This is a genomic window from Staphylococcus sp. IVB6214 (genome assembly GCF_025558585.1).
Lineage (GTDB): Bacteria > Bacillota > Bacilli > Staphylococcales > Staphylococcaceae > Staphylococcus.
The window spans coordinates 1,855,392-1,877,988 of the sequence record NZ_CP094723.1 but is presented as its reverse complement, the minus strand read 5'-3'; the positions used below and the strand labels follow the sequence as shown (position 1 = coordinate 1,877,988).

Annotated in this window: 24 protein-coding genes and 1 pseudogene; 19 read left to right on the top strand and 6 right to left on the bottom strand. The window is 37.4% G+C overall.

The annotated features are described in order from the left end of the window. Positions 1-2 precede the first annotated feature (2 nt). Positions 3-932 (top strand): lactate/malate family dehydrogenase, encoded by a 930-nt coding sequence (locus MUA51_RS09355; RefSeq protein WP_262559555.1) that lies wholly within the window; start codon positions 3-5, stop codon positions 930-932. 191 nt (positions 933-1,123) lie between these two features. Further along, a pseudogene (locus MUA51_RS09350) lies at positions 1,124-2,438 on the top strand (ISL3 family transposase). Positions 2,439-2,771: 333 nt separating this feature from the next. Here the strand turns inward: MUA51_RS09350 and MUA51_RS09345 are convergent. Next, the gene (locus MUA51_RS09345) at positions 2,772-3,248 is read right to left on the bottom strand and encodes a thioesterase family protein (RefSeq protein ID WP_262559554.1); all 477 of its coding nucleotides are present in this window, start codon (positions 3,246-3,248) and stop codon (positions 2,772-2,774) included. 139 nt (positions 3,249-3,387) lie between these two features. Here MUA51_RS09345 and MUA51_RS09340 point away from each other — a divergent pair, with 139 nt between their 5' ends. Continuing rightward, positions 3,388-4,596 carry a GTP-binding protein gene (locus MUA51_RS09340; protein ID WP_262559553.1) on the top strand — a complete coding sequence of 403 codons (1,209 nt, stop codon included), beginning with the start codon at positions 3,388-3,390 and terminating at the stop codon, positions 4,594-4,596. Positions 4,597-4,644: 48 nt separating this feature from the next. Here the strand turns inward: MUA51_RS09340 and gltS are convergent, their stop codons facing one another. After that, entirely contained in the window at positions 4,645-5,856 is a 1,212-nt protein-coding gene (gene gltS, locus MUA51_RS09335) for a sodium/glutamate symporter (RefSeq protein ID WP_262559552.1), read from the bottom strand. 208 nt (positions 5,857-6,064) lie between these two features. Beyond that, positions 6,065-6,904 carry an AraC family transcriptional regulator gene (locus MUA51_RS09330; protein ID WP_262559551.1) on the bottom strand — a complete coding sequence of 280 codons (840 nt, stop codon included), beginning with the start codon at positions 6,902-6,904 and terminating at the stop codon, positions 6,065-6,067. A 143-nt stretch (positions 6,905-7,047) separates the two neighbouring features. Between MUA51_RS09330 and MUA51_RS09325 the strand changes: the two genes are divergently transcribed. The 4 genes from MUA51_RS09325 (at position 7,048) to MUA51_RS09310 (ending at position 9,622) form a co-directional block, all read left to right on the top strand. After that, complete coding sequence (locus MUA51_RS09325) at positions 7,048-7,770, top strand: hypothetical protein (protein ID WP_262559550.1); 723 nt, start codon at positions 7,048-7,050, stop codon at positions 7,768-7,770. 162 nt (positions 7,771-7,932) lie between these two features. Next, positions 7,933-8,253 (top strand): PadR family transcriptional regulator, encoded by a 321-nt coding sequence (locus MUA51_RS09320; RefSeq protein ID WP_262559549.1) that lies wholly within the window; start codon positions 7,933-7,935, stop codon positions 8,251-8,253. After that, positions 8,250-8,810 (top strand): HAAS signaling domain-containing protein, encoded by a 561-nt coding sequence (locus MUA51_RS09315; RefSeq protein ID WP_262559548.1) that lies wholly within the window; start codon positions 8,250-8,252, stop codon positions 8,808-8,810. Before MUA51_RS09320 ends, MUA51_RS09315 begins: the two co-directional genes overlap by 4 nt. Further along, on the top strand, positions 8,807-9,622 hold the full coding sequence (locus tag MUA51_RS09310; protein ID WP_262559547.1) for a DUF4097 domain-containing protein: 816 nt from the start codon (positions 8,807-8,809) through the stop codon (positions 9,620-9,622). Before MUA51_RS09315 ends, MUA51_RS09310 begins: the two co-directional genes overlap by 4 nt. A 255-nt stretch (positions 9,623-9,877) precedes the next feature. Here the strand turns inward: MUA51_RS09310 and MUA51_RS09305 are convergent, their stop codons facing one another. Continuing rightward, positions 9,878-10,498: a DNA-3-methyladenine glycosylase gene (locus tag MUA51_RS09305; RefSeq protein ID WP_262559545.1), complete on the bottom strand. Its 621-nt coding sequence runs from the start codon at positions 10,496-10,498 to the stop codon at positions 9,878-9,880. 156 nt (positions 10,499-10,654) lie between these two features. Between MUA51_RS09305 and MUA51_RS09300 the strand changes: the two genes are divergently transcribed. The 10 genes from MUA51_RS09300 to rpiA all read left to right on the top strand — a co-directional run bounded on the left by MUA51_RS09300 (position 10,655) and on the right by rpiA (position 17,573). Beyond that, positions 10,655-11,350 carry a DUF805 domain-containing protein gene (locus MUA51_RS09300; protein WP_481906533.1) on the top strand — a complete coding sequence of 232 codons (696 nt, stop codon included), beginning with the start codon at positions 10,655-10,657 and terminating at the stop codon, positions 11,348-11,350. 306 nt (positions 11,351-11,656) lie between these two features. Continuing rightward, positions 11,657-11,857 (top strand): helix-turn-helix transcriptional regulator, encoded by a 201-nt coding sequence (locus tag MUA51_RS09295; protein WP_262559541.1) that lies wholly within the window; start codon positions 11,657-11,659, stop codon positions 11,855-11,857. A 7-nt stretch (positions 11,858-11,864) separates the two neighbouring features. Further along, positions 11,865-12,365, top strand: a complete 501-nt coding sequence (locus tag MUA51_RS09290; protein ID WP_262559540.1) for a hypothetical protein — start codon at positions 11,865-11,867, stop codon at positions 12,363-12,365. Continuing rightward, on the top strand, positions 12,355-12,870 hold the full coding sequence (locus MUA51_RS09285) for a hypothetical protein (protein ID WP_262559539.1): 516 nt from the start codon (positions 12,355-12,357) through the stop codon (positions 12,868-12,870). The genes MUA51_RS09290 and MUA51_RS09285 overlap by 11 nt, the downstream gene beginning before the upstream one ends. Positions 12,871-12,952: 82 nt before the next feature. Beyond that, positions 12,953-13,852 carry an ABC transporter ATP-binding protein gene (locus tag MUA51_RS09280; protein ID WP_262559538.1) on the top strand — a complete coding sequence of 300 codons (900 nt, stop codon included), beginning with the start codon at positions 12,953-12,955 and terminating at the stop codon, positions 13,850-13,852. Then, complete coding sequence (locus MUA51_RS09275) at positions 13,845-15,104, top strand: ABC transporter permease (protein ID WP_262559536.1); 1,260 nt, start codon at positions 13,845-13,847, stop codon at positions 15,102-15,104. Before MUA51_RS09280 ends, MUA51_RS09275 begins: the two co-directional genes overlap by 8 nt. Before the next feature lie 129 nt (positions 15,105-15,233). Then, the gene (locus tag MUA51_RS09270; protein WP_262559535.1) at positions 15,234-15,566 is read left to right on the top strand and encodes a YnfA family protein; all 333 of its coding nucleotides are present in this window, start codon (positions 15,234-15,236) and stop codon (positions 15,564-15,566) included. Between the two features lie 25 nt (positions 15,567-15,591). Beyond that, positions 15,592-16,602 (top strand): aldose epimerase family protein, encoded by a 1,011-nt coding sequence (locus MUA51_RS09265; protein WP_262559533.1) that lies wholly within the window; start codon positions 15,592-15,594, stop codon positions 16,600-16,602. A gap of 50 nt (positions 16,603-16,652) precedes the next feature. Beyond that, positions 16,653-16,859 carry a helix-turn-helix transcriptional regulator gene (locus MUA51_RS09260; protein ID WP_262559532.1) on the top strand — a complete coding sequence of 69 codons (207 nt, stop codon included), beginning with the start codon at positions 16,653-16,655 and terminating at the stop codon, positions 16,857-16,859. A 30-nt stretch (positions 16,860-16,889) separates the two neighbouring features. Continuing rightward, positions 16,890-17,573 carry a ribose 5-phosphate isomerase A gene (gene rpiA / locus MUA51_RS09255; protein ID WP_262559531.1) on the top strand — a complete coding sequence of 228 codons (684 nt, stop codon included), beginning with the start codon at positions 16,890-16,892 and terminating at the stop codon, positions 17,571-17,573. Between the two features lie 43 nt (positions 17,574-17,616). Here rpiA and sdpC read toward each other — a convergent pair whose 3' ends face one another. Then, the gene (gene sdpC, locus MUA51_RS09250) at positions 17,617-18,588 is read right to left on the bottom strand and encodes a peptidoglycan release complex CPBP-like subunit SdpC (protein WP_262559530.1); all 972 of its coding nucleotides are present in this window, start codon (positions 18,586-18,588) and stop codon (positions 17,617-17,619) included. Between the two features lie 589 nt (positions 18,589-19,177). Between sdpC and hutG the strand changes: the two genes are divergently transcribed. Further along, the gene (gene hutG / locus MUA51_RS09245) at positions 19,178-20,107 is read left to right on the top strand and encodes a formimidoylglutamase (RefSeq protein WP_262559529.1); all 930 of its coding nucleotides are present in this window, start codon (positions 19,178-19,180) and stop codon (positions 20,105-20,107) included. Between the two features lie 60 nt (positions 20,108-20,167). Here the strand turns inward: hutG and MUA51_RS09240 are convergent, their stop codons facing one another. Further along, the gene (locus tag MUA51_RS09240; RefSeq protein ID WP_262559528.1) at positions 20,168-21,040 is read right to left on the bottom strand and encodes a LysR family transcriptional regulator; all 873 of its coding nucleotides are present in this window, start codon (positions 21,038-21,040) and stop codon (positions 20,168-20,170) included. Positions 21,041-21,267: 227 nt separating this feature from the next. On the opposite strand from MUA51_RS09240, the gene MUA51_RS09235 reads away from it, so the two are divergent. Then, positions 21,268-22,593 carry a YjiH family protein gene (locus MUA51_RS09235; RefSeq protein ID WP_262559527.1) on the top strand — a complete coding sequence of 442 codons (1,326 nt, stop codon included), beginning with the start codon at positions 21,268-21,270 and terminating at the stop codon, positions 22,591-22,593. Positions 22,594-22,597 lie beyond the last annotated feature (4 nt).

The window sequence follows — 22,597 nt, the reverse complement described above, 5'->3', positions numbered from 1 at the left end:
TAATGATGAAATTAGGATTGATTGGTATTGGAAAAGTAGGAAGCCAAATTCTAACAGATATTCAATATTTGAATTTGTTTTCTGAAATTGTTGTCATTGATACGAATGAACAGTTAGCAAGGGGAGAAGTTGTGGATCATCAGCATGCACAAGGACTAAGGTCAACAAATCATATTCAGATTAAATGTGGAGATTATCAAGACCTATCTGATGCGGATGTTGTAGTTGTGACAGCAAGTGTTGAAACCGATCCAAATATGCCTGATCGAACGGCGCTGACAAAAGGGAACGTTACAGTGGTTACGGACATTATGAATCATATCAATAATGTAACTCAGCAACCATTAATTGTTTTTGTGTCGAACCCAGTAGATACGGTGACGTATATCGCAACACAAGTCAATGATTATCCAAACGACAAAATTATGGGGACAGGTACGTTGTTGGAAAGTGCGCGCTTTAGAACTTTAATTGCGAATCACTACGAAATTGACCCGAAAAGTGTAGAAGCCTTTGTGATCGGAGAACATGGGCAACATGCGGTGCCTGTGTGGAGTAAAACAACAATTGCGGGCATGCCATTGGCAGAGTTTGAGTCACTCTCTAACAAACCTAAAATTGACCGTACACATATCACGCAACAGATTGATAAAGTATCTTTTGATGTGTTTCACGATAAAGGATGGACGAATGTAGCAATTGCAAAGACAACGGTGGAGTTAGTGAAAAGTTTGATGTTCAATGAAAAGTCAATTCTGCCACTGACATCTTTAGCATCGAATGGCTGTTTAGCGGTGAGTTTACCAACATTAGTGACACGTCAAGGTATCGAGTATGTCTTTGAGATTACATTAGATGAAACGGAACGAGAACAGTTTGAACAGGCACAATCCTATATTCAACAAACGATTGACACGCATTATCAACGTTAACATAAAAACACCGAAAATGAGCGGTTCTGTTCATTTTCGGTTTTTTTGGGTCTTAATCTTTTGTGGTGGGATGGCATGAACTGCTGTCCCGCCCTTTTTTGTTTTTTAAATCATTTTGATACAAAAAAAGCGCTCATGCCTCTATAATTTTAAGTGCCTAAACAAAAAATGAGAGGAGACATGATGCGCCTATGTGTAATGATATATTAAAACTATTAAAAATAAAAGATGAAAATATTCAAGTTCTTAAAGTGGAAGAAGATGTAGAAGTGCGTGGTCAGCTTTCTACGGTTGTTTATGGAACACTTTCTTATACACCAAAGGCATGTATGAAGTGTGGTTGTGTCAATGACGGACAAATACATAAGCACGGTAAACGTGTTTCGCGTTTAACACTATTAAAATCTCAAGAGTCTAATGTTTATCTTAATTTAGCGAAAGAACGCTTTAAGTGTCTACATTGTTTAAAGACTTTTACGGCTCAAACAAACATTGTTGATAGTAATTGCTTTATTACTAACCGTGTGAAATTAGCGATTCAGGACAAACTCACACGTGTACAGTCTGAGATAGACATTGCTAATGATTGTAGTGTTTCACCAAGCACAGTTAAGAGATGTATTCACCATATCTCACAATCATTAATAGTAAAACCTTCATCTGGATTGCCTAAACATCTCTCCATAGATGAATTTAAAAGCGTTAAAAATGTGACAACAGCGATGAGTTTTCTGTTTATAAATAATGAAACGAATCAGATTATCGATATCTTAGAAGATAGACGTATTCACAAACTTAAAGAGTACTTCTATCGTTTTGATCGTCGTGAACGATTAGCTGTCAAAACGGTCACAGCCGATATGTATGAACCCTACATTAACTTCATTCATGAAGTATTCCCGAATGCGATTTTAATCTTTGATCGTTTTCACATTGTTCAGCACCTTAACCGTGAACTTAATAAGCAACGTATTTCTATAATGAATACTTGTCGCTATAAGTCATCAACAGATTACACGAAAATGAAAAAAACACTGGAAACTTTTCCTTTCTGACAGACAAGATATCAACAGCTATGAATACTTTTGGTCGAAGTCCTTCAAAACGTATACGACATCAAGAGATATTTTAGAGTATCTATTAAATCTTGATCAGCAGCTCTATGACACATATATGTTAGTTCATCACCTTCGAGAAGCATTAAAACAATGTGATTGGTTACGTTTCAAAGAAACTTTAATGAGTGTTGAAAAGAAGCATGTATCACGTGGTGTTTGGCGTGTCATTCGGTTCTATAAAAAATACGAGTATATCCTTTATTCAACAATTAAACACCCTAAGTTAAACAATGGAGCGATTGAAGGTATCAATAATAAAATTAAGCTTATTAAACGTGTATCATATGGCTATCGAAACTTTAATAACTTCAAGGCAAGGATACTGATTATTTTTAAGCTATATCAACGACGTAAAAAGGATAGTTTACTAATAAATAACGCTGCATAAATATATTACGTAGTAATCGCTATCTAATATGTCCTAACACACTTAGAGATGTGTATCTAAAATCATTTCTAATACGAGACGCCTAAGGCAACAAGCCGAACGGAAAATCCATTTTGGCTTCTTTTATTCAATAAAGCCAAAATTAGTTGAAGTGAGGCGCCTTGGCAAGCGAGTATTAAAGAAATGATGGTATAGAAAAAGCGCACAATTAATAATTAAACTGTACGCTTAAATGAATGTAGAGATGACTACATGTTATGATTAAGTTAAAAATAAAATTAGTTACTTTTTATTATCTGCCCACCACAAAAAATGGACTTCCGTTTTTTTATACTATTTGCGTGGAATACCAATTTGATGACCACGTTGGTTTGGCCATTCTTGTTTACCTTGAGATGTGTAATAATGCGCCAGTTGTTCATAAATATCATCTGGATAAGGTGCTGCACGACGTGTTTCATTATCAATTCCCATCATCATCGTTTCACCAGTTGCACATAATGTGTCTGTTTCGATATCAAATAACTCCATAAAAAAGTGTGTGCGTTTATCATCATAATCATAAATACGTACTTTTATATCCAACGTATGATCTTGTTCAACTTCGCGCAAATAGGTGATGTGTGTCTCGAGTGTAAATACGGTGTAGTTACGTGCTTTACGCTCAGGGGTTGATAAGCCAATTTGATCATGAAAATGATCGATTGCAAGACTGAAAACACGTGCATATTCCGCATCGTTCATATGGCCATTTCGGTCAATCCAATCAGGTTCTACAAATGTATGGTCGATAAAAGGATAAGTTAACATAACAATCACTCCTTCTGTTTCACTGTATTTTAAATATAGCATGAAGCAGTATGAAAAAACATTAAAGGTTGCGCTAGCTAGGAACCGTGTTATATACTTTAAAACGTAACGATTACGATTTAATAAAGGTGGGCTATCAATGATAGAGAAAAAAGTACCAGTCACGGTGTTGAGTGGTTATTTAGGTTCTGGAAAAACAACGTTACTCAACCATATTTTGAATCATCGTGAAGGACGCCGTATTGCGGTGATTGTTAACGATATGAGTGAAGTCAATATTGATAAAGACTTGATTGCAGATGGTGGTGGGCTTTCACGTACGGATGAAAAGCTTGTTGAATTATCAAATGGTTGTATTTGCTGTACGTTGCGAGAAGACTTATTACGAGAAGTAAAAGCAATTGCAGAACGTGGTGGTATCGATCAAATTGTGATTGAATCGACAGGAATCTCTGAACCGGTACCTGTGGCACAGACGTTCTCTTATATCGATGAAGAAATCGGTATTGATTTAACAGAGTTATGTCAATTAGATACGATGGTAACGGTTGTAGATGCACACCGTTTTATGAGAGATTATCAGTCAGAAGACTTGTTGTTAGATCGAGATCAAGCAGTTGCTGAAGAAGACGAACGTACGATTGCAGACTTACTTATTGATCAAATTGAGTTCTGTGACGTACTCGTACTCAACAAAACAGATTTAGTTTCTGAAGATGAAATGAATCGATTAGAAGCAATGTTGAGAAAGTTACAACCAACAGCTAAAGTGATTCGAACAGTTAAAGGGCAAGTTGACTTAGAAGAGGTATTGGATACGGGACTATTTAACTTTGAAAAAGCTAGCCAATCTGCAGGTTGGATTCAAGAGTTAGAAGCGGGTGGCCATGAAAATCATACACCTGAGACAGAAGAATACGGCATTTCATCATTTGTATACAAACGTCGTCTACCGTTCCATGCAGAACGTTTTAACGATTGGTTAGAAGGTATGTCTAAAAACATTGTACGTGCTAAAGGGATTGCATGGTTAGCGCAATACAATGAAGTGGCATGTCTTGTATCACAAGCAGGTAGTGTTGTCGATATTCATCCAGTAACTTACTGGGTGGCAGCGATGCCAAAAGCTGAACGTGGAGCAATTCTTCAAGAGCGTGAAGATGTACGTGCAGATTGGGATCCAGAATATGGAGATCGTCAAACGCAACTTGTTGTGATTGGTATTGATTTAGATGAAGCAGCGATTACGAAAGAACTTGATGATTGCTTGTTGAAAGCACATGAAATCGATGCAGATTGGTCACAATTAAAAGATCCATATGGTTGGCAGATTAGACGCCAAGCATAATAAATTAAAAGCACGATGCCACTTATACTGGCATCGTGCTTTTTAAATTTACGGTCTGAATGATTCAATGAATAATGTAATAATTGGTACACCAAGTAAGTCTACAAGGAAGGCACCTACAATTGGTACAACCAAGTATGCACGTGGTGAGTTACCAAACTTTTTCGTAATGGCATCTAAGTTCGCCATCGCGTTTGGTGTTGCACCAAGTCCGTGACCGATGAAACCACCAATCATTACAGCGGCATCGTAGTCTTTGCCGAGTAAGCGGAAGACGACGAAGATAGAGAATAATGTAACGAAAAGAATTTGGAATAACACGATAATTACAAGTGGTAGAGCAAGGTTGTAAATTTCAGTTAATTGAATACTCATCAACGCAAGTGATAAGAATACGCTTAATGAAATATCACCAATTTGGTTTGTTAATTTCAAATCAACAAGGTTTAAGTTGAAGAGTTCTGAAATATTTCGAATAATAACAGCGATAAACATAGATGCGACATAAAGTGGAATGTTAAATCCAGTTGCAGCACTGAATTGCTCACCAAGGTATGTCCCTAATGCCATACAGAATAAAATAATCGCCATTTGAATAAAGAATACTTCGTTTAATGAAAAGTTTTTGTGTAAACGTTTGTTAATATCAATTTCTGAATAATCTTTTTGAACTGCATTAATGTTGTTCGGTGCTAAATCATATTTTTTGATGAGATAGCGCACAACAGGTCCGCCTAATAAACCACCTGCAACAAGCCCCAATGTTGCAGCAGCGAGTGCGGCTGTTACAGCCGAGTCAATCCCGTAGTTTTGAATTGTTTGACCGTAAGCCGCAGCATTACCATGTCCACCTTCCATAGACATTGCCCCAGCAGTTAGACCGAGAAGTGGATCAATATTTAATAATTTTGCGACAGATACACCGATGACGTTTTGGAATGTTGCGAGTACACCGCATAGAATCCAGTAGACGATCAGTACTTTTCCACCTAATTTTAATAGTTTAAATGATGCACCAAGCCCGATTGTTGTGAAGAATGCTAACATAAAGAAGTCTTGGAAAAATTTACCGTCTAATTGAATTTTAAGTACACCTGTTGACGATAAGATAGCTGAGATAATCGCAAAAATTAATCCACCAATAACTGGTGCTGGAATGCTCAAACGATTAAAAATCTCCACCTTATTGATGATTGCTTGTCCGATAATAAGTAACAGACATGCGATAAATAATGTTGTAATACTATTTAATTCGATCATACTATGTATTCCCCCTTAGTTGTGAATTGAGAAAAGGCTTACAATACCACACGATATCATTATACTTTTTAACAAATAAAAAATCTATATCAAAATGAATATTTGGTATAATTATGTAATTTGTAAAACTAAAATACCTAGTCATCAAATCATACCATAAACATATGCACGTCATTTGAATACTCAAAAACAAGGCGTTTTTTTCCAATTAGGGTGTGTTGTGGATACCTTTCTTTTTGCGATACATCGTAGGTGTCACACCGAAAAACTTTTTGAATGCTTTGGAGAACATCAATGGTTCATGATAGCCAACACGTGTCGCAATTTCTTGGCAATGCAAAGATGTTTCGTGAAGTAGTTTTGCTGCTTGAGACATGCGGAGTTGCATCAAATAACTTTGTGGTGATTGATCGAAATTCTGTTTGAACAACTTATAAAGATAGCTGCGACTGATATTGACGTGACGAGCGACTTGTTCAATTGTGATGGACTGCATGTAAGACCGATTCATATAGCGGATAGCTTCTTTTACATTTTCGTAGATATCTGCTTCTTGTTGATTGAACTTTTTAGGTGATGCTTGGTAAAGGGCGTAGAGTAAATTGTATAAGTCACTCATATGTTGAATGTCATCAGATTGCTCAATTGTGTAACTCTGAGCCGTGTAACACATACGTTCTACTAATTTTGAAATCTTACTTGTGTCAGTATGTGTAATGACAGGATTGTCGATAAGTTGTGTACGATTCAAATAGTCAGTTACGAGTTGTCCGCTAAAACCAACCCAATAGTATATCCAAGGGTCGTCTAAGGAAGCGGTGTAGTTTACATTCATTCCACGTTGTAACAAAAAGATATCGCCCGTTTCTAAAAAATGCGTTTTACCATTGTAACTGAAGGTACCACTCCCAGACATGACAACATGGAGTACAGCATGTTTAGTCACTTGATACTCATAGCCTGTGTACGGGGCACCTACTTCGATGCCACACTCATCAATATTTGCTTCTATGTATTGTTTTTTAAATTTTTTCCATAATAATTGCATTCACTCTACCATCCTGATCCATCCATCATATGGAAACATTTTAGTATATATTTTCATTATAATTGAATATAACTTTTAATATTTTTGTGCTAAATTTCTATGGTAAAAAAATAATTAAAAGCAATGATGCAGGAGAGAAATTTATGGTTGAAAGACAGTTTAAAATGTTAAAAAATATAAAAGATTATAGTTGGATGGAAAGGTATCGTCTGCCTTACAGTAGTCATCAAGAGTATTATAATCATCCCGCCATTCAGCAAATACATGCGATTACGCCACTGTATGGAGAATGGAAGTCACTGAGTAATCATGTAGGACAATCAATAGGGTATACAAAGAAGTTTAAAATCAAAGACTATGACCATAGCAAGGACTACTTTTTAGATACACGTCTGTTATCACAAGAAACACAGCTTTGTGTGAATGGAACCCCCCTTAATAACACGAGTCTATCTAGAGAGATGTATAACATCACACACGTTGTTCATGCTGGGCTTAATACGATTACCGTCCATGTGCAATCTCATTTTATGTTAGAACAGTTGTTACAAGAGTTGGAAAAGTTATGGGTAATTGAACGGGCTAATGATCGAATTGTTAGTTTTGATGTAACAGTTGAGAATGTGTGCGAAGCCAAATGTTTGCATATTAAATTGAAAATTACAAATATTGAAGGTGCACCGATTCCGACGTATATTTTAGTTAATTCTAAAGGGGAGACAATGATATCAGGAGACATTCGTTTAGATGGTATCAATGACATTATTTGGATGTATGGTGAAGATGAATTACAAGGGGAACGTTATCAACTGTTTATAGACACAGAAGATGAAACACTTGTTCATACGATTGAAATATCTGATTAAGATAATATTTTAGAGCGTTACAATGAAACTTTTTATAATTTTTCGGCGTACGCTTAAATAATGACATACTATATTGCAATGTATAGTACTGGGTGATATAATTTACTTAAATTCACTACTATATATTAAATAGTACTGATTAATGCATATTGAGGTGAAAATATGAATGTACAGTTTAAAAAAGGTGCGCTAGAGATGATTGTTCTGCTTATTATTAAGCGTGCACCACAATATGGTTATTCTTTAGTACAAAATATTTCAAGGCATATGTCCATTGCAGAAGGGACGGTTTATCCGATATTAAGAAGATTGGTGAAGGAAGGTTACTTATCAACTTATTATCAACCCTCTTCTGAAGGACCGGCACGAAAATATTATGAGATGACACCGGAAGGATCAGAGCGTTTGAAAGAATTGCGTATGCAGTGGGAAACATTTGCTGAAATTGTATCAGTATTTATCAAGGAGAGTGAGGAACAGTGACGAAGAAAGATTATTTAAATACACTATATTACCATTTGAAGCGACTTCCAGAACAAGAAAAGCAAGACATCGTTGCAGAGTATGACAATCATTTTGTCGAAGGGATGCACGATGGGAAGACGGAAGAAGAAATCATCGCAACATTAGGAGATCCAAAAACGATTGCCAAAGAGTTAGTGGCAGATTCAGCGGTAACACAAGTGGAAGAAACAGGTGGTGCACGTAATATGCTTGGGGCAATCTTATCAGTGATTGCATTAAGTTTTCTCAACTTTGTCATCGTGTTAGGGCCTCTATTAGCAGTATTAGGTTGTTTAGTTGGATTGGCAATTGCAAGTATCGTAATGATTGGATTGCCTGCATTTTTACTCTGGGCAAACTATTTTTATGACCATATTCAGCTTATCACGCCAGATTGGTTTGCAGCTTTTGGTTACTTTGGCTTAGGGTTAATACTGTATGTTTTATGTTTCTACCTAACGAAATGGACATTTATTTTATTAATTAAGTACTTAAAATTCAACGTCAAAGTTGTGAAAAGGAGTGCACGAGGATGAAAAAATTCAATCTTATTATTTTAATCGTTGGAATCGTATTCGCACTCATTGGAACAGTCGGCGCATTTTATTATTCTAAAGTTGATAATAAATATGAAGAACAAACAGTTCATGTATCACAAACATTTGATGGAAAAGCAATAAAAAATATCGATATTAACTTGAAGAAGACAAATCTTAACGTGGTTGCTGGAGATGAGTTGAAGATAGAAGGACATAATGATGGAAAGAAACCAGTTATTACAGAAAAAGGAGATACGTTGACGCTTGGGTTAGAAGGGGAAGAAAATCCGCAAGTGAATGTGAATGTCAATCCATTTCATATTAATAAAGGGGCGAATTACACATTAACAGTGCCACAGTCAGAATTATCTCGTTTGAATGTAACGAGTGAGTGGGGAGCGGTTGATGTTGAACATCTTAATACGAAACAAATGGTAGTTAAGATGAACAAAGGTTCTTTTGATATGGAGAATAGTCGAATTGGCAGATTAGAAGGTCAATTGACGTACGGTGCTTTTGACTTGAGCGCCTCACAATTGAAAGAAGTAGCGATGAAAGTGCGTAAAGGCGATGCGACGCTTGATGATGTACCTGCTGATATTCCAATGACATTGGACAATCAATTTGGGAACATCGACGTAACATTTGTGAAAGTACTTCAAAATGTTAGTATCACAACGAAAAATAGTGACGGGATAATAGATTTGGAAGATCTTACTAATTACACATCTATTATGCAACAAAGTGAAGAACAAAGTAACGTCATTAAAATTACAAATAATAAAGGTACTGTAACATTGTTAGATTAAAGGGAATGTAACGCAAGAACTGGTATTTTGAAAAATTGATAAGCAATATGTCAGGAACAAGAATCTCGGCAGAACTTGGGGCACTACAACGAAAATGATGATGAATCTCGTTGTAGTGCCCTTGTAAGTGTGATTAGAGATGTGAGAAGCCTATAAAGCATAGGCACATATGAATCACCTATTACTTGCAATTCCACAAAATAAGAAGCAATTTTGATTGCCATTTTGGTTCTGCTCAATCCCTAAGCGCTTCTCTCACAACCTCGTTTTTCGCCAAGTTTCGTCGGGATGTTGACGATCACGCACACGCATATGAGATACAAAAGGGTTGCCTTTCACTGTGAAGCGTAAAGGTGCGTCGGTCCATTTGCCTTTATTTGGAATACCAATCCGTGGACTTTCTTCAATTTCTCTCGGGTATTTTCGATTTTTCGTATCAATTTTTAGGCGACCTTCATTAAGCCGTGTGCCGTCAATCGTTCGAGGGATAGACATAGCTGTCGTAAACTTACCCGGTCCATTGGTAACTTCATAGCCACGCTTACCACGATTACGTATCATTGCTTCTAGCCCTTCTTCTGGCTCAATCGCACGTATTAAAACTCCTTCAGGAATTCCTTCGGGTTGTGTGACGAAGTTGATAAGCAAATAGCGATGCATCATATGACCGTAAATCGTGCCACCTTTACGATATAATGAGTGAACACGAGGTGTATGTTTACCTTGATAACTATGAGCAGCTTGATCGATTGTACCAAGATAAGCTTCTGTTTCTACAATATAACCAGAAAACGTTTGTGTAGGGGATTCGTAAACCAGTTTGACACCAAGCAATGATTTGGCGATATCTGTTGTAGGGCGTGTATTAAAATTCATAATTGACTCCTTAAAACCATATTTATACTGATTGTATCGAATATACGGTGTGTTTCCAATAAGTACAAACCATTCATCACTTTATAATTATTGTTTTTTATGCGAAGAAATATGATAAAATCTGAAATGTAAAAGGTAATGAAGGAGGAAAATATGATGTATGAATTTCCAAGAGTAGGGTTTGTAGAAGCATTCAAACTTTTTTGGATAAACTATGTGAATTTTAAAGGGCGTAGCCGACGCAGTGAATATTGGTGGGTGGCGCTATGGCACACGATTATTACCGTTTCAATCTCATTAATTGCAGTCATCATGATTTTCGTTCCAAAGATTGGCCCTTTTATTGCGTTATTATTATGGCTTTTAATCGGATTGTACAGTTTGGCTGTCATTATTCCTAACTTGGCACTGCTCGTACGTCGGTTTCATGATCGTAGTATGTCGATGCTGATTCCTATGTTAGGGTTAGTTTTATCTATTATTTATAACGTGGTATATTTTATTGGCATGTGGGATTCAGGGATTTTATTTTCACCTGAATCGGTTAATGAATCGCCATCAATGCTTCCTGCAGAATCAGGTTGGTTTATTGTTGCAGGGATAGTGATTGTTATCTTGTTTATCGTGCAAATTATTACATTTATTATTACGTTGCTAGATAGTAAAAAAGAAGCCAATCAATATGGTCCATCACCAAAGTACACAGAACAAGCCACACAGACTAACAATTCTCAAGATGAAATAACAACAGACAACACTGCATCACTTGATAAAGATGACAAACCTTTGGCTGACTTGGATGAATTGGAAGCACAACATAGAAAACCACAAGATGATCCATATAAATATTGAACGAGGTTGTGGAAGAAGCGTTTAGGGATCGAGCAGAATTCGAGCAGTGATCAAAATCGCTTTTTGATTTTGTAGAGCTGCGAAATTCTGTCGAAAGCCCTGCTTCTGTAACACTGACAATCAATTGCTCGACACACAATTTGAATATGTCTTAGCCGAATTACAGCAGGTTACAAACAAATTGTTTGGCCTGCTTTTTTATTGAGAGATGTGTCGTGTATATTTGACATGAAAGTGTGATGTCGTGTATATTTGACACAAAGGGAGTCAGTGACTCATCGTAAATGGCAGAATTGGGAGGTCATCATGACACTGGTGAATAGAGTGAAAGCATATCGTGTCGCAAAAGGTGTATCGCAATTGGAACTCGCACGACGTGTAGGTGTATCGCGTCAAACGATTAATATGATTGAGAATGATAAGTATAATCCAACCTTGAACTTATGTATTCGAATTGCAGAAACGTTAGATGTGACTTTAAATGATTTATTTTGGAAGGAGAGATAATATGCGTATGTATAAAAGATTTGTTGGTTTGACAACAGAACCGGATGAATATCAAAAAAGTAAAATTGATGAAATACTCGCATTGGCTAATATTATGGGAATGGTTGGCTTAGGATTGTTAATCCTACTTTCATTTGCGATTGATATAGAGACAAATCAAATTTCTGCTTTCACAATTGGAGGGCCTATATTATTGATAGTTATTGGGATGCGTAGTGTGACATTGTTGAAAGACTATACAGATCATAAATACTATGTTGATACAGAAGAAGAGGCACAACAATTGAAACGTCATTTGAAGCGAAAATACTTTATTTATATGATTTTATTGTTTTTGTATTTAATCATTTCTCTGAATGTAATAGCACCTATATTAACAGGACAATTGCCATATTGGCACAGCACTGAATCAATTTATGTACTTTTATTCATTGTACCTACTATTATATGGGCTTCTTCAATAAAAAAACGCGTTCAAGTGAGAGGGGATGAGGATGATGGGATTTAAACAAGAATTGTTAAATACATTTAATGGTGAACAAGTTAAAGATGAATATGAAATTCAACATTCTCGACATGTGCAAGCTGGAAATTTTCTTTGGTTTTTCTGGGGACTTATCATTCTCCTTAACATCTCTATTTGGATAAAGATTTTCTTGCAACAAAACATTGCAATCGAAGCGTTAGGATTGTTGTTGTTTCTTAGTATTACTTTTTGGATAGAACTCAATTTAAGGAAATATCGCGCAAATAATACAGAAGTGGATGATCCACAAAGTTATGCGCAAATGATCCACAAGTTACGACGTGGTGCGGCACTTTTTGGTGTCTTGATGTTCGTTGGGATGACATTCGTAGGAATTTTAGTTTATATGGGATTATCTGACGATCCATTATCACTTCAACACATCATGTTGGTATTGGCAGTCATGATTCCCTATTCGATATTAAGTTCTATCGCCATTTATATGTATGGTAAAAAGAAAATAGACAAAACTTATAAAGATAAATAAAATTGTCTTTTTGACAAATTCAATTGTCAAAAGGTTAAATTTTATATACAATAATAAATAACAAAGTGAAGGAGGGAAGACAATGTCATTAAATATTTCTCATGTGACAAAGAGATTTAAAAGCTTTACAGCCGTTGATGATATCAATTTGACATTAGAAAAAGGAAAGATGTTAGGTTTTCTCGGGCGTAACGGTGCAGGTAAAACGACAAGCTTCCGGATGATTTTAGGGTTGATGGAGCCGACAGTAGGAGAAATTACATATGAAGGTAAACCGATTACATCAGATATGTATGATGTGATTGGCTATTTGCCAGAAGAACGTGGCTTACATCCGAAACTGACTGTCAATGAAGAACTCACATATCTTGCGACGTTAAAAGGAATGAAGCCGAAAGCAATCAAACAGGCAATTGATACGTGGTTGACACGTTTTGAAATTACGGAAAATAAAGATAAAAAGATTGAATCACTGTCGAAAGGGAACCAGCAAAAGGTCCAATTGTTGGCGAGTATTTTACATGAACCTGAGCTATTAATTTTGGACGAACCTTTTAGTGGCTTGGATCCTGTCAATGTGGAATTACTAAAAGGGGCAGTGAAGGAACTCAATGCGAATGGTTCGACGATCATTTTCAGTTCACATCGTATGGAGCATGTTGAAGAACTTTGTGATGATATCTGTATTTTGAATGCAGGGAAAATGGTGGTTCAAGGGTCGATACATGAAGTGAAGGAAGCATTTGGTTATAAGCGTGTGGCGATTGAAGCAGATTATGATTTGACAGCACTTGCGGCATATCCTGGTGTAGTGAAGTATGAGCAACAGGGTGAAACAACTTATTTAACAATTGATGATGTGGCCGTAGCAGAGTCATTGTTTGCATATGTACAACAGCATGGATTTGTACGTCGCTTCCAAGTATTAGAACCAACAATCAATGAAATATTTATTCAAAAGGCAGGTGAGCAACATGTCTAAATTTTTAGCAACTTTTCGACTCACATATATGAATAAAATCAAAGCGAAGTCTTTCATTATTACGACACTTCTTATGATGTTATTGATTGTGGGTGGCGCAAATATTGATAAGATTGTCGGCTTGTTTAATGGTGGAGATAACGCAGAGCAAGTAGCGATTGTGACACAAGATGATGGCGTGTATCAAGCGATTAAAACACAAGGTAAAGTCATCGATGAAAAAGTTGCTTATCAACATTTAACGAAAGACAAAGCAACGAAAGCACTGAAAGATGATGACATAGACTATATTGTCGAAGTGACACAAATAGAACAGCAACAACTTAAAGGAACGATTATTGATACGGAACATGTATCTGAAAAGGACAAAGCAATGTGGCAAGCCACGCTCTCACAAATTCAAAAAACAATGGTTGCGCAAGGCTTGGATCTGTCTCAAACAGAGTTACAGCAGTTACAGGCTGAGAGTCAAGTGACAGATAAGATGATTGGTGAAAATGGCAAAGGTGCCGATCAAAACGTATCAGAGATGGATGAAGTGATATCCAGTGTGATGGTAAGTATCCTGAATGTATTAATGTTCTTTATTGTCGTAAACTATGCTAACCAAATAGCTATGGAAGTGGCGACAGAAAAGACATCACGTGTGTCTGAGATGATTATTACAAGTGTGAAACCTGTCGTCCATATTGCTGCAAAAGTATTGAGTGTGATTGCAGTCTCATTAACACAATTGCTTATTATTATCGCAACGGGCATTGTGAGTTTTTATGCATTTAACTTAAGTGAAAAGCTAGGGAAAATTGATTTTGAATGGACAGCGCATTTAACACGTCTGTTAACGTTTGGCATTATCTTTTTTATCATCAGTATCATTGCATTCATTATACTTGCTGCGATACTTGGTAATATGACAGCACGTATTGAAGATATCTCTCAATCACTTATGCCGATGACGTTATTGATGATAGGGGGCTTTTACGGCGGCTTCTTCGGTGCAACGAATCCAGATCATCTCATTGTACGTATATTGAGTTATGTCCCATTCTTCTCTCCATTTGTGACAGTGACAAGATTATCACTACCGAGCACGCCAACGATGGAGGGTATCATTGCAATTGCAATTCATATCGTATTAATTGTTGTTCTCGCATGGCTTGCTGCGAAAACATATAAAAATGCTGTACTTACATTTGAAAAAGGAATCGTTGCAACCTTTAAACGTGTATTCCAAAAAGAAAATCATTCATAAAGATGAGCAAACACCCAATTTCGCACATACAGATTGCGGGATTGGGTGTGGTATTATATTGACGTATTTCAGGATATTACAAATCATCAGAAGCTGATATAATAAGGTTAAAGAATATGAGGTGATAAGATGCATTTTGTCTACGCAACGGCAATTTTTATTTTAGCGGGCTTATGCGAAATAGGTGGTGGTTACCTCATATGGTTATGGCTGCGTGCGGATAAGCCAATGTGGTTAGGTTTCTTGGGGGGCATCGCATTGATACTATATGGTATCGTTGCAACGCTGCAAACTTTTCCAACATTTGGACGTGTCTATGTGGCATATGGTGGTGTGTTTATCGTCTTAAGTCTCATGTGGGCTTATTGGGTCGATAAGGAGCCACCAGATAAGTTTGATATCATTGGCGGTATCATTTGTGTGATTGGTGTGCTAGTGATGGTTTTACCTTCTAGGGGTTGAGGAGTGAAAAGGAGTACGAGTCTGTATGGATGTTATTATTGAGCAACAAACGAATGGAATTGAACTGATCAAGATTAGTACGAAAAAAACAAAAGTCGTCTTCTCGAACTACGGTGCAAGTATCGTGAGTTGGAAAATAGATGACAACAACATTGTTCTAGGGAATGCAGTCGAAGCGGATGAATTTTACCCATCACATCCGTTCTTCTTTGGTGCAGCAGTAGGACGTTATGCTGGTCGTATTGAGAATGGAGAATTTACACTGAACGGACAGTCATACCGTGTGGAACAAAACGATGCACCACATCATTTGCATGGAGGCAGTCACGGCCTATGGCAGCACCTTTTTGAATATGAAGTACAAGAAGAAAGTGACGAAGTACGTGTGATTTTTACTGCAACCTTGCAAAGTGATCAAGACGATTTCCCGGGTGATATTGAAGTAAAGATTGTGTATACATATGACACAACAGATACGTGGACGATTGAATATTTTGCGGAGTCAACAGAAGATACGTTATTTAATCCAACGAATCACGTTTACTTCAATCTAAATCGAGATAACAAGGTCATTGATAACCATGAAATAACGAGTGATAAGCTCTATATGTTCCCTTTGAATGCAGTTGGTATGCCGGAACAGGATGTCATTGATTTGGGACGTTACTTCAATACGCAATCGCTCAAACTGGATACGATTTTTACGTCAACCAAACCAGCAATTGCAGAACAAGTTGTGAAGGTAGGCGGATTAGATCATCCTTTTGAAGTACATGAAGGGAAGTTAATCGTGTCTAACCATGATTGTGCGCTTTATGTGGAGACGGATATGCCACAAATGGTACTTTATACTTTCAACGACCCAACTGGTTGGGAGAGTCAAATGAATATCTATAAACCACATTCAGGGATTACGATTGAAACGCAAAGTTTACCAAATGATATCAATATATATGGTGGAGAAGCGGCATCAATCTTGCCAGCACATACGCCATTTTACTCAAAAACATCTTATCAATTAAAGATGAAGTCTTAAATTGTCAGTACAAGTATTGTAAGGGGATTTTACAGAAAGAGGTGACATAGATGCGCAATCGACTTAAAGAGTTGCGAGCGAGAGATGGTTATAATCAAACACAACTTGCACAAAAAGTAGGCGTTTCTCGTCAAACCATTTCGTTAATAGAACGTAATGTATTTGTGCCATCTATTGTGACAGCCATGAAAATTGCACGTGCGTTTAATGAACCGGTAGAACGTGTGTTTATTTTTGAAGAGGAAACAGTGGAATAAAATTTTGGTAGAACGGAATGGGAGGGCCATATGGATACGAAACAATTGAAACGAATGACATTAGAAGAAGCGGTTGCACGTATTGAAGATGGTATGGTACTAGGCATTGGGACGGGCAGTACAATCGAGTTGCTTGTACCAGAAATTGGGAAGTTAGTCAACGATAAAGGGTATCAATTGACGGGGGTTTGTACGTCAAAAAGAACGGAAACACAGGCGAAATCACTCAATATACCTGTGATACACGTCAACGATGCGACACATATTGATCTTGCGATTGATGGCGCAGATGAAATTGACCCAGAACTGAATTTGATAAAAGGCGGTGGCGCTGCGTTATTCCGTGAGAAAGTAATTGATGAAATGGCTGAACAGTTTGTCGTATTGGCAGATGAGACAAAGCTTGTCGATTATTTAGGACAAACGTTTAAGTTACCTGTCGAAGTGGATTGTTTTAATTGGCGACTGGTCTTACAACGCATTGACGCACATATTGAAGGAACAGTTGAATTGCGTATGACAGACGGTGAACCACTCGTCACAGATAATGGTAATTATATTTTGGATGTACATTTAACTGAAAAGACGGATCCTTATGCATTTCATGAATTTTTAATTCATTTGACGGGCGTTCTAGAAACGGGCTACTTCTTAGATATGGCTACGGAAGCAATTGTTGGTACACAACAAGGTGTAAAAGTCTTAAAACATTAATATATAAAGCGGGATGTTCGCATTGTCGAACATCCCGCTTTGACTATGATAATGTTGTTTTGTTTGACGTATCAATATCTGATTCGCTTGTCACTTCAGTTCCCGATTCGGAAGTGGCAACTTCTGAATGTGTATCGATAGATGTTTCTGATGCTGATTCTGAAGTAGCAATCTCTGAATGTGTCTGAACGACGGGTGTTTCTGCTACTGTTTCAGCTTTAGCCGCTTGGCGTCGACGGCGGAAGAAGTTGAGAATGCTGAACAATACACCGAGTGTCACAACGACAATTGCAACGCCACCGGTACCGTAAGCAAGTACTTTCATTGAAAAGACATCGCCGAGTTCTTCACTGAAAAAGAAGACTTTCGCAAAGTTCATAGCAGCATGGAAAACTGTTACGATGTAAATCGCACGTCCACCTGTACCACGAATGAGTTCGCCGATAATCATTGAGAATGAAAAGACATAAATGGCACTATACATAGTGTAAGGCATACCAAATGCAGTATTTACATCCCAAATCAAATATAGGAAGCTGACAAAAACATTTGCGAAAAAGTGAGGCATTTTTGATTCGACTAAGTTAAACAAATAGAGACGGAATCCAAATTCAATGAAAAATGCCATTAATAAGTGACCGATTAAGATTGTCCAAATCGTTTCTGATAAATCTTTAGCTTGTAATAAGATGAAGCTGTCAGCATATGTATTGAACATATACATTCCAATGATAAAAATAACTAGCGGGATTGCCATCGCAAGTAATAAGCGTTCAATCACTTTAAAGTTGATGGTTAACTTGAGACCGAATAGCTGCTCGCGCTTGTGCTTAAAAATAATCAAGCATACAACTGCGGCGATAAATGGCCCTAGACTATTAAGCGCAAATACAAAAGGCTTAAAGCCAGACGCTTTTTGGAAGTCTTGTAAAATCAGCGGGCTTGCATAGGCTAATATAAAGAAAATAAAAATAGACATTGCCCATTGAAAGCCTGAGATACGCGATTGATTCATATTAAATCCTCCGTTTAAAGGTTCACTATTATAGTAAGTATGAGTCATGATTGTCTGATATTTCGTAAACTGTGTCGTTATTGTGATATAGGGTTGAGTCATCATAAATTTGCATCCTGAGAAACCAATTCTCAACAGAACTAACACGATTTTGGCAAAATTTGATGAGCGATTTTGATCGCTACTCAGATTCTGCTCAATCCCTAACCGCTTCTTTCACAACCTCGTGATGTCAGTGTTCAAGAAGCAGGGCTTTCGACAGAACGTCGCAATTCCGCAAAATAAAAAAGCTATTTTGAGAATTGCTTGGGTTCTGCTCAATCCCTAACCGCTTCTTTCACAACCTCGTTTAATAATATGTTACCACACAGTCAATCAAGTCTCGATAATAATCTATGCCCCATTATAACCATAACGATACAATAAATAAATTGTTTCATAATATTTATCATCTAATTGTAAAGAAACGGTAGTGCAGTTGAGATACAATTTATATGACAAAAGATATTGCATGTATATTCATGAAGGTTTGAAAATCATGTATCAACACACGTATACTAGAAGTAAGAGAAAAGAGGGGGACGAAGTTATGTATCAACAGCCAAATAAAGACATATGGACAGGTCGTTTAGATAGTGAATCAGATCGTGCTGCATTTCGCCATTTTCAAACGGTTGCGTTTGGTGACCTGTCGTCTGAAGTAGAAGATAATCCAGGTGTTGCACTGCTCGGTTATGCAATTGATGAAGGTGTAGCCTTGAATCAAGGGCGCATCGGTGCCAAAGAAGGTCCAGACGCTATCCGACGAGCATTTTCTGGATTACCAACGATGTCAGATATGCCAATCACTGACTACGGCAATGTGACGCATGATGCCGATACATTATATGAAACGCAGCAAGCCTTTGGACAATATGTCTCGCAACTATTACAACAACACTCACGCACATTCTTGCTTGGTGGTGGGCATGATATTGCATATGCACAGTATCTGGGTGTGCGCGCAGCCAATCCGGGGAAATCTATTGGTGTGATTAATATCGATGCACACTTTGACAATCGTTATGCGGAAACGTCCACATCAGGTACAAGCTTTCGTCAAATGCTGGAACAAGATGAACAATTGGATTACTTTGTTTTAGGTATTCAACGTGCTGGTAATACGCAGAGCTTGTTCGATTATGCCGATGAAAGTCAAACTGAATACGTTCTTGCAGATGAATTGAAGGGACGTATTGATCCACGTATTCGTAATAAAATCGAGAGCTTTATTCATCAACACGATGTCATTTTGTTTACGATATGTATGGATGTCATTGATAGTGCATATGCACCGGGTGTAAGTGCGCCGGCAGTGTTAGGCTTAATGCCGGGTGTGGTCTTAGAGTTGGCGGAACGTATATTACAGTCAGATAAAGTGACGTCTTTGAGTATCGCAGAGATGAATCCAACATACGATATTGACAATCGAACGGCAAAGCTGATTGCACATATGCTGACGTATCTGATTCATGATTAAGCATTAAATAAGAAGTATAGATATCTTTTCAAAGTGAAGGGTATTTATGCTTCTTTTTTGTTAGACTGTCCCCCAATAATGCTGACAAGCTGCCACTAAATCTTGAACATGTGAACCGTATTGGCGATGGCGTGCATAGTTAATATAAATAGTCCGCTTGATGGTTGGGAGAATTTTGATGGCACTCAAGCGCTGTGTGTGGCGTGACTGATAGTACATTCTTGGAATTACCGCATAGCCCATACCTTGGTGAACAAAGTTCGTCGCCGCTTCAAAACGTTCGACTTCCATGACGATATTTGGTCGTTCTTCCAAATGTGTGAAATAATCCTCGATATGCTTACGAACTTGATAGGGTTTGTTCGGAACGATGAGTGGCAGCCCTTTAATTGAGATAGATTTTTGTTGTGAGAACTGATCTTCAGGAACGAGTAAGACGTAATCTTCTTCATATAAAGGAACGGATACGACATCTTCATGACGTATTTGATCGTTAGAAATCCCTAGATGTAGTTCAAAGTTAATAAGTTTCTGTGCGAGTATTTCCGGATTTAATGTCTCGGTAATTTGATAATGCTGATCCGGATGTTTTTGCTGATGTTGCTGGATGACTATGGAAACCCAATAAGCCGTTGATTCAATTGTAGACATTTTAATTTTTGGTGTTTGACTCAATTTCAAGTCATACATGCGTTCCATCGTTTGATGATACTGTTGCACTAATGTCACAGCATGATTGTAAAATTGTATGCCTTTTTCAGTAATAGTCATCTCTTTCGTACTGCGTTTTAAGAGCTGATAACCTAAGTCGTGTTCCATTTTTTTTATAGTTGCTGTGAGTGAAGGTTGACTGATGTGTAATGCTTGAGCTGCTTTCGTAAAACTATTGCGGTTGACGACTTCAATAAAGTATTCCAACTGTACGATTTTCATATATGCCTCCTGTTTATAGTTTTAAGTTATCAATAATTAGTTTATTAATATTAGTTATTTATAGAATAGCATACTACAATGTGAATGAGGACGATAAATGTGTCATGTCACAATAAAAAGGTATTTGGAAAGATAGCAAGTATTGAAATCAGATAATTCCGAACGTAAGAAAGTAACAAAAATTTTAGGTGCTTAAGTCACAAGAGAATATACAAAGGGGTGATGTGATGAATAGACACCAACGAGAAACACGAAGGAATGACATGAAGGGGAAAGACATGTGGCAGTTCTGGGTGTACAGTGGACTCGGTATTATTTGTTTTTTCATACCACTGCGATTAGGGGACAATGAAACGATTCTAGTCGATCATGCGCATTTAAGTTTTAGAGCATTGATGGGAGAAGCAATGCCTTACTTAGCTTTAGCGATGATATTAGTCGGTGCGTTGTTACCATTGAAAAGAAAAGATTTTCAGAAGTCCGTGACAGATGCAATTTTAGTCATATTCAAAATATTGGGGGCTATCATCGGGGTTATGTATGTCTTCAAAATAGGACCCGCAATTCTATTCAAAGAAAGTTACGGTCCGTTCCTATTCGATAAATTAATGATGCCATTAAGTGTACTTATTCCAATCGGTGCAGTGGCACTCTCATTGTTAGTCGGTTATGGACTTTTGGAATTTATCGGCGTACTCATGCAACCGATTATGCGACCAATATTCAAAACACCGGGTAAGTCAGCGATTGATGCGGTAGCGTCATTTGTCGGCAGTTATTCATTAGGATTGTTGATTACGAATCGCGTATACAAAGATGGGATGTATAATAAAAAAGAAGCAGTCATTATTGCGACTGGCTTTTCCACTGTATCTGCGACGTTCATGGTGATTGTAGCGCGGACACTTGACTTAATGAATCACTGGAATCTCTATTTCTGGCTCTGTTTAATCATTACGTTCACAGTAACAGCTATTTCCGCACATCTACCACCGATTTCTAGAGAGTCGGAAGCTTATTATGATGATCAACAAGGTGAGCAGGAAGAAGCAGTAGAGGGGAGCCGCCTTGTTGCAGCATGGCAAGAAGCGAAAAAGCAATCTCATCAGTCGTTACCATTGTTAAAAAATATTTGGGTGAATATCAAGGATGGCTTAGAGATGACGATTGCAATCTTACCATCTATTCTATCCATTGGGTTTATTGGCTTGTTATTGGCAGATTACACACCTGTGATTGATTGGCTGAGTTATATTTTTTATCCAGTCGTTTATTTGTTCCCAATCGCTGATCAAGCATTGCTGGCAAAAGCATCAGCAATATCCATTATTGAAATGTTTCTGCCATCATTAATCGCAGCACAAGCAGCATTAGAAGTTAGATTTGTTGTCGCAATCACGAGTGTTTCGGCGATCATTTTCTTCTCAGCATTAGTACCGTGTATTTTGGCTACTGAGATTAAAATTCCTGTTTGGAAACTTGCTGCAATCTGGTTTATCCGTGTTGTTTTGACATTATTAATTACGATTCCAATCAGTTTATTGATTTTCTAAAACA

Excerpts from the sequence above, each read along its gene's own strand:
- MUA51_RS09285 (WP_262559539.1), top strand. The coding sequence starts at position 12,355 with ATGGGATTTAAACAAGAATTGTTAAATACATTTAATGGTGAACAAGTT.
- MUA51_RS09265 (WP_262559533.1), top strand. The coding sequence starts at position 15,592 with ATGGATGTTATTATTGAGCAACAAACGAATGGAATTGAACTGATCAAG.
- MUA51_RS09235 (WP_262559527.1), top strand. The coding sequence starts at position 21,268 with ATGAATAGACACCAACGAGAAACACGAAGGAATGACATGAAGGGGAAA.
- MUA51_RS09325 (WP_262559550.1), top strand. The coding sequence starts at position 7,048 with ATGGTTGAAAGACAGTTTAAAATGTTAAAAAATATAAAAGATTATAGT.
- MUA51_RS09260 (WP_262559532.1), top strand. The coding sequence starts at position 16,653 with ATGCGCAATCGACTTAAAGAGTTGCGAGCGAGAGATGGTTATAATCAA.
- MUA51_RS09280 (WP_262559538.1), top strand. The coding sequence starts at position 12,953 with ATGTCATTAAATATTTCTCATGTGACAAAGAGATTTAAAAGCTTTACA.
- MUA51_RS09330 (WP_262559551.1), bottom strand. The coding sequence starts at position 6,904 with ATGCAATTATTATGGAAAAAATTTAAAAAACAATACATAGAAGCAAAT.
- MUA51_RS09290 (WP_262559540.1), top strand. The coding sequence starts at position 11,865 with ATGTATAAAAGATTTGTTGGTTTGACAACAGAACCGGATGAATATCAA.
- gltS (WP_262559552.1), bottom strand. The coding sequence starts at position 5,856 with ATGATCGAATTAAATAGTATTACAACATTATTTATCGCATGTCTGTTA.
- MUA51_RS09275 (WP_262559536.1), top strand. The coding sequence starts at position 13,845 with ATGTCTAAATTTTTAGCAACTTTTCGACTCACATATATGAATAAAATC.
- sdpC (WP_262559530.1), bottom strand. The coding sequence starts at position 18,588 with ATGAATCAATCGCGTATCTCAGGCTTTCAATGGGCAATGTCTATTTTT.
- MUA51_RS09345 (WP_262559554.1), bottom strand. The coding sequence starts at position 3,248 with ATGTTAACTTATCCTTTTATCGACCATACATTTGTAGAACCTGATTGG.
- MUA51_RS09270 (WP_262559535.1), top strand. The coding sequence starts at position 15,234 with ATGCATTTTGTCTACGCAACGGCAATTTTTATTTTAGCGGGCTTATGC.
- MUA51_RS09320 (WP_262559549.1), top strand. The coding sequence starts at position 7,933 with ATGAATGTACAGTTTAAAAAAGGTGCGCTAGAGATGATTGTTCTGCTT.
- MUA51_RS09295 (WP_262559541.1), top strand. The coding sequence starts at position 11,657 with ATGACACTGGTGAATAGAGTGAAAGCATATCGTGTCGCAAAAGGTGTA.
- MUA51_RS09300 (WP_481906533.1), top strand. The coding sequence starts at position 10,655 with ATGTATGAATTTCCAAGAGTAGGGTTTGTAGAAGCATTCAAACTTTTT.
- MUA51_RS09305 (WP_262559545.1), bottom strand. The coding sequence starts at position 10,498 with ATGAATTTTAATACACGCCCTACAACAGATATCGCCAAATCATTGCTT.
- MUA51_RS09240 (WP_262559528.1), bottom strand. The coding sequence starts at position 21,040 with ATGAAAATCGTACAGTTGGAATACTTTATTGAAGTCGTCAACCGCAAT.
- MUA51_RS09355 (WP_262559555.1), top strand. The coding sequence starts at position 3 with ATGATGAAATTAGGATTGATTGGTATTGGAAAAGTAGGAAGCCAAATT.
- hutG (WP_262559529.1), top strand. The coding sequence starts at position 19,178 with ATGTATCAACAGCCAAATAAAGACATATGGACAGGTCGTTTAGATAGT.
- MUA51_RS09310 (WP_262559547.1), top strand. The coding sequence starts at position 8,807 with ATGAAAAAATTCAATCTTATTATTTTAATCGTTGGAATCGTATTCGCA.
- MUA51_RS09340 (WP_262559553.1), top strand. The coding sequence starts at position 3,388 with ATGATAGAGAAAAAAGTACCAGTCACGGTGTTGAGTGGTTATTTAGGT.
- rpiA (WP_262559531.1), top strand. The coding sequence starts at position 16,890 with ATGGATACGAAACAATTGAAACGAATGACATTAGAAGAAGCGGTTGCA.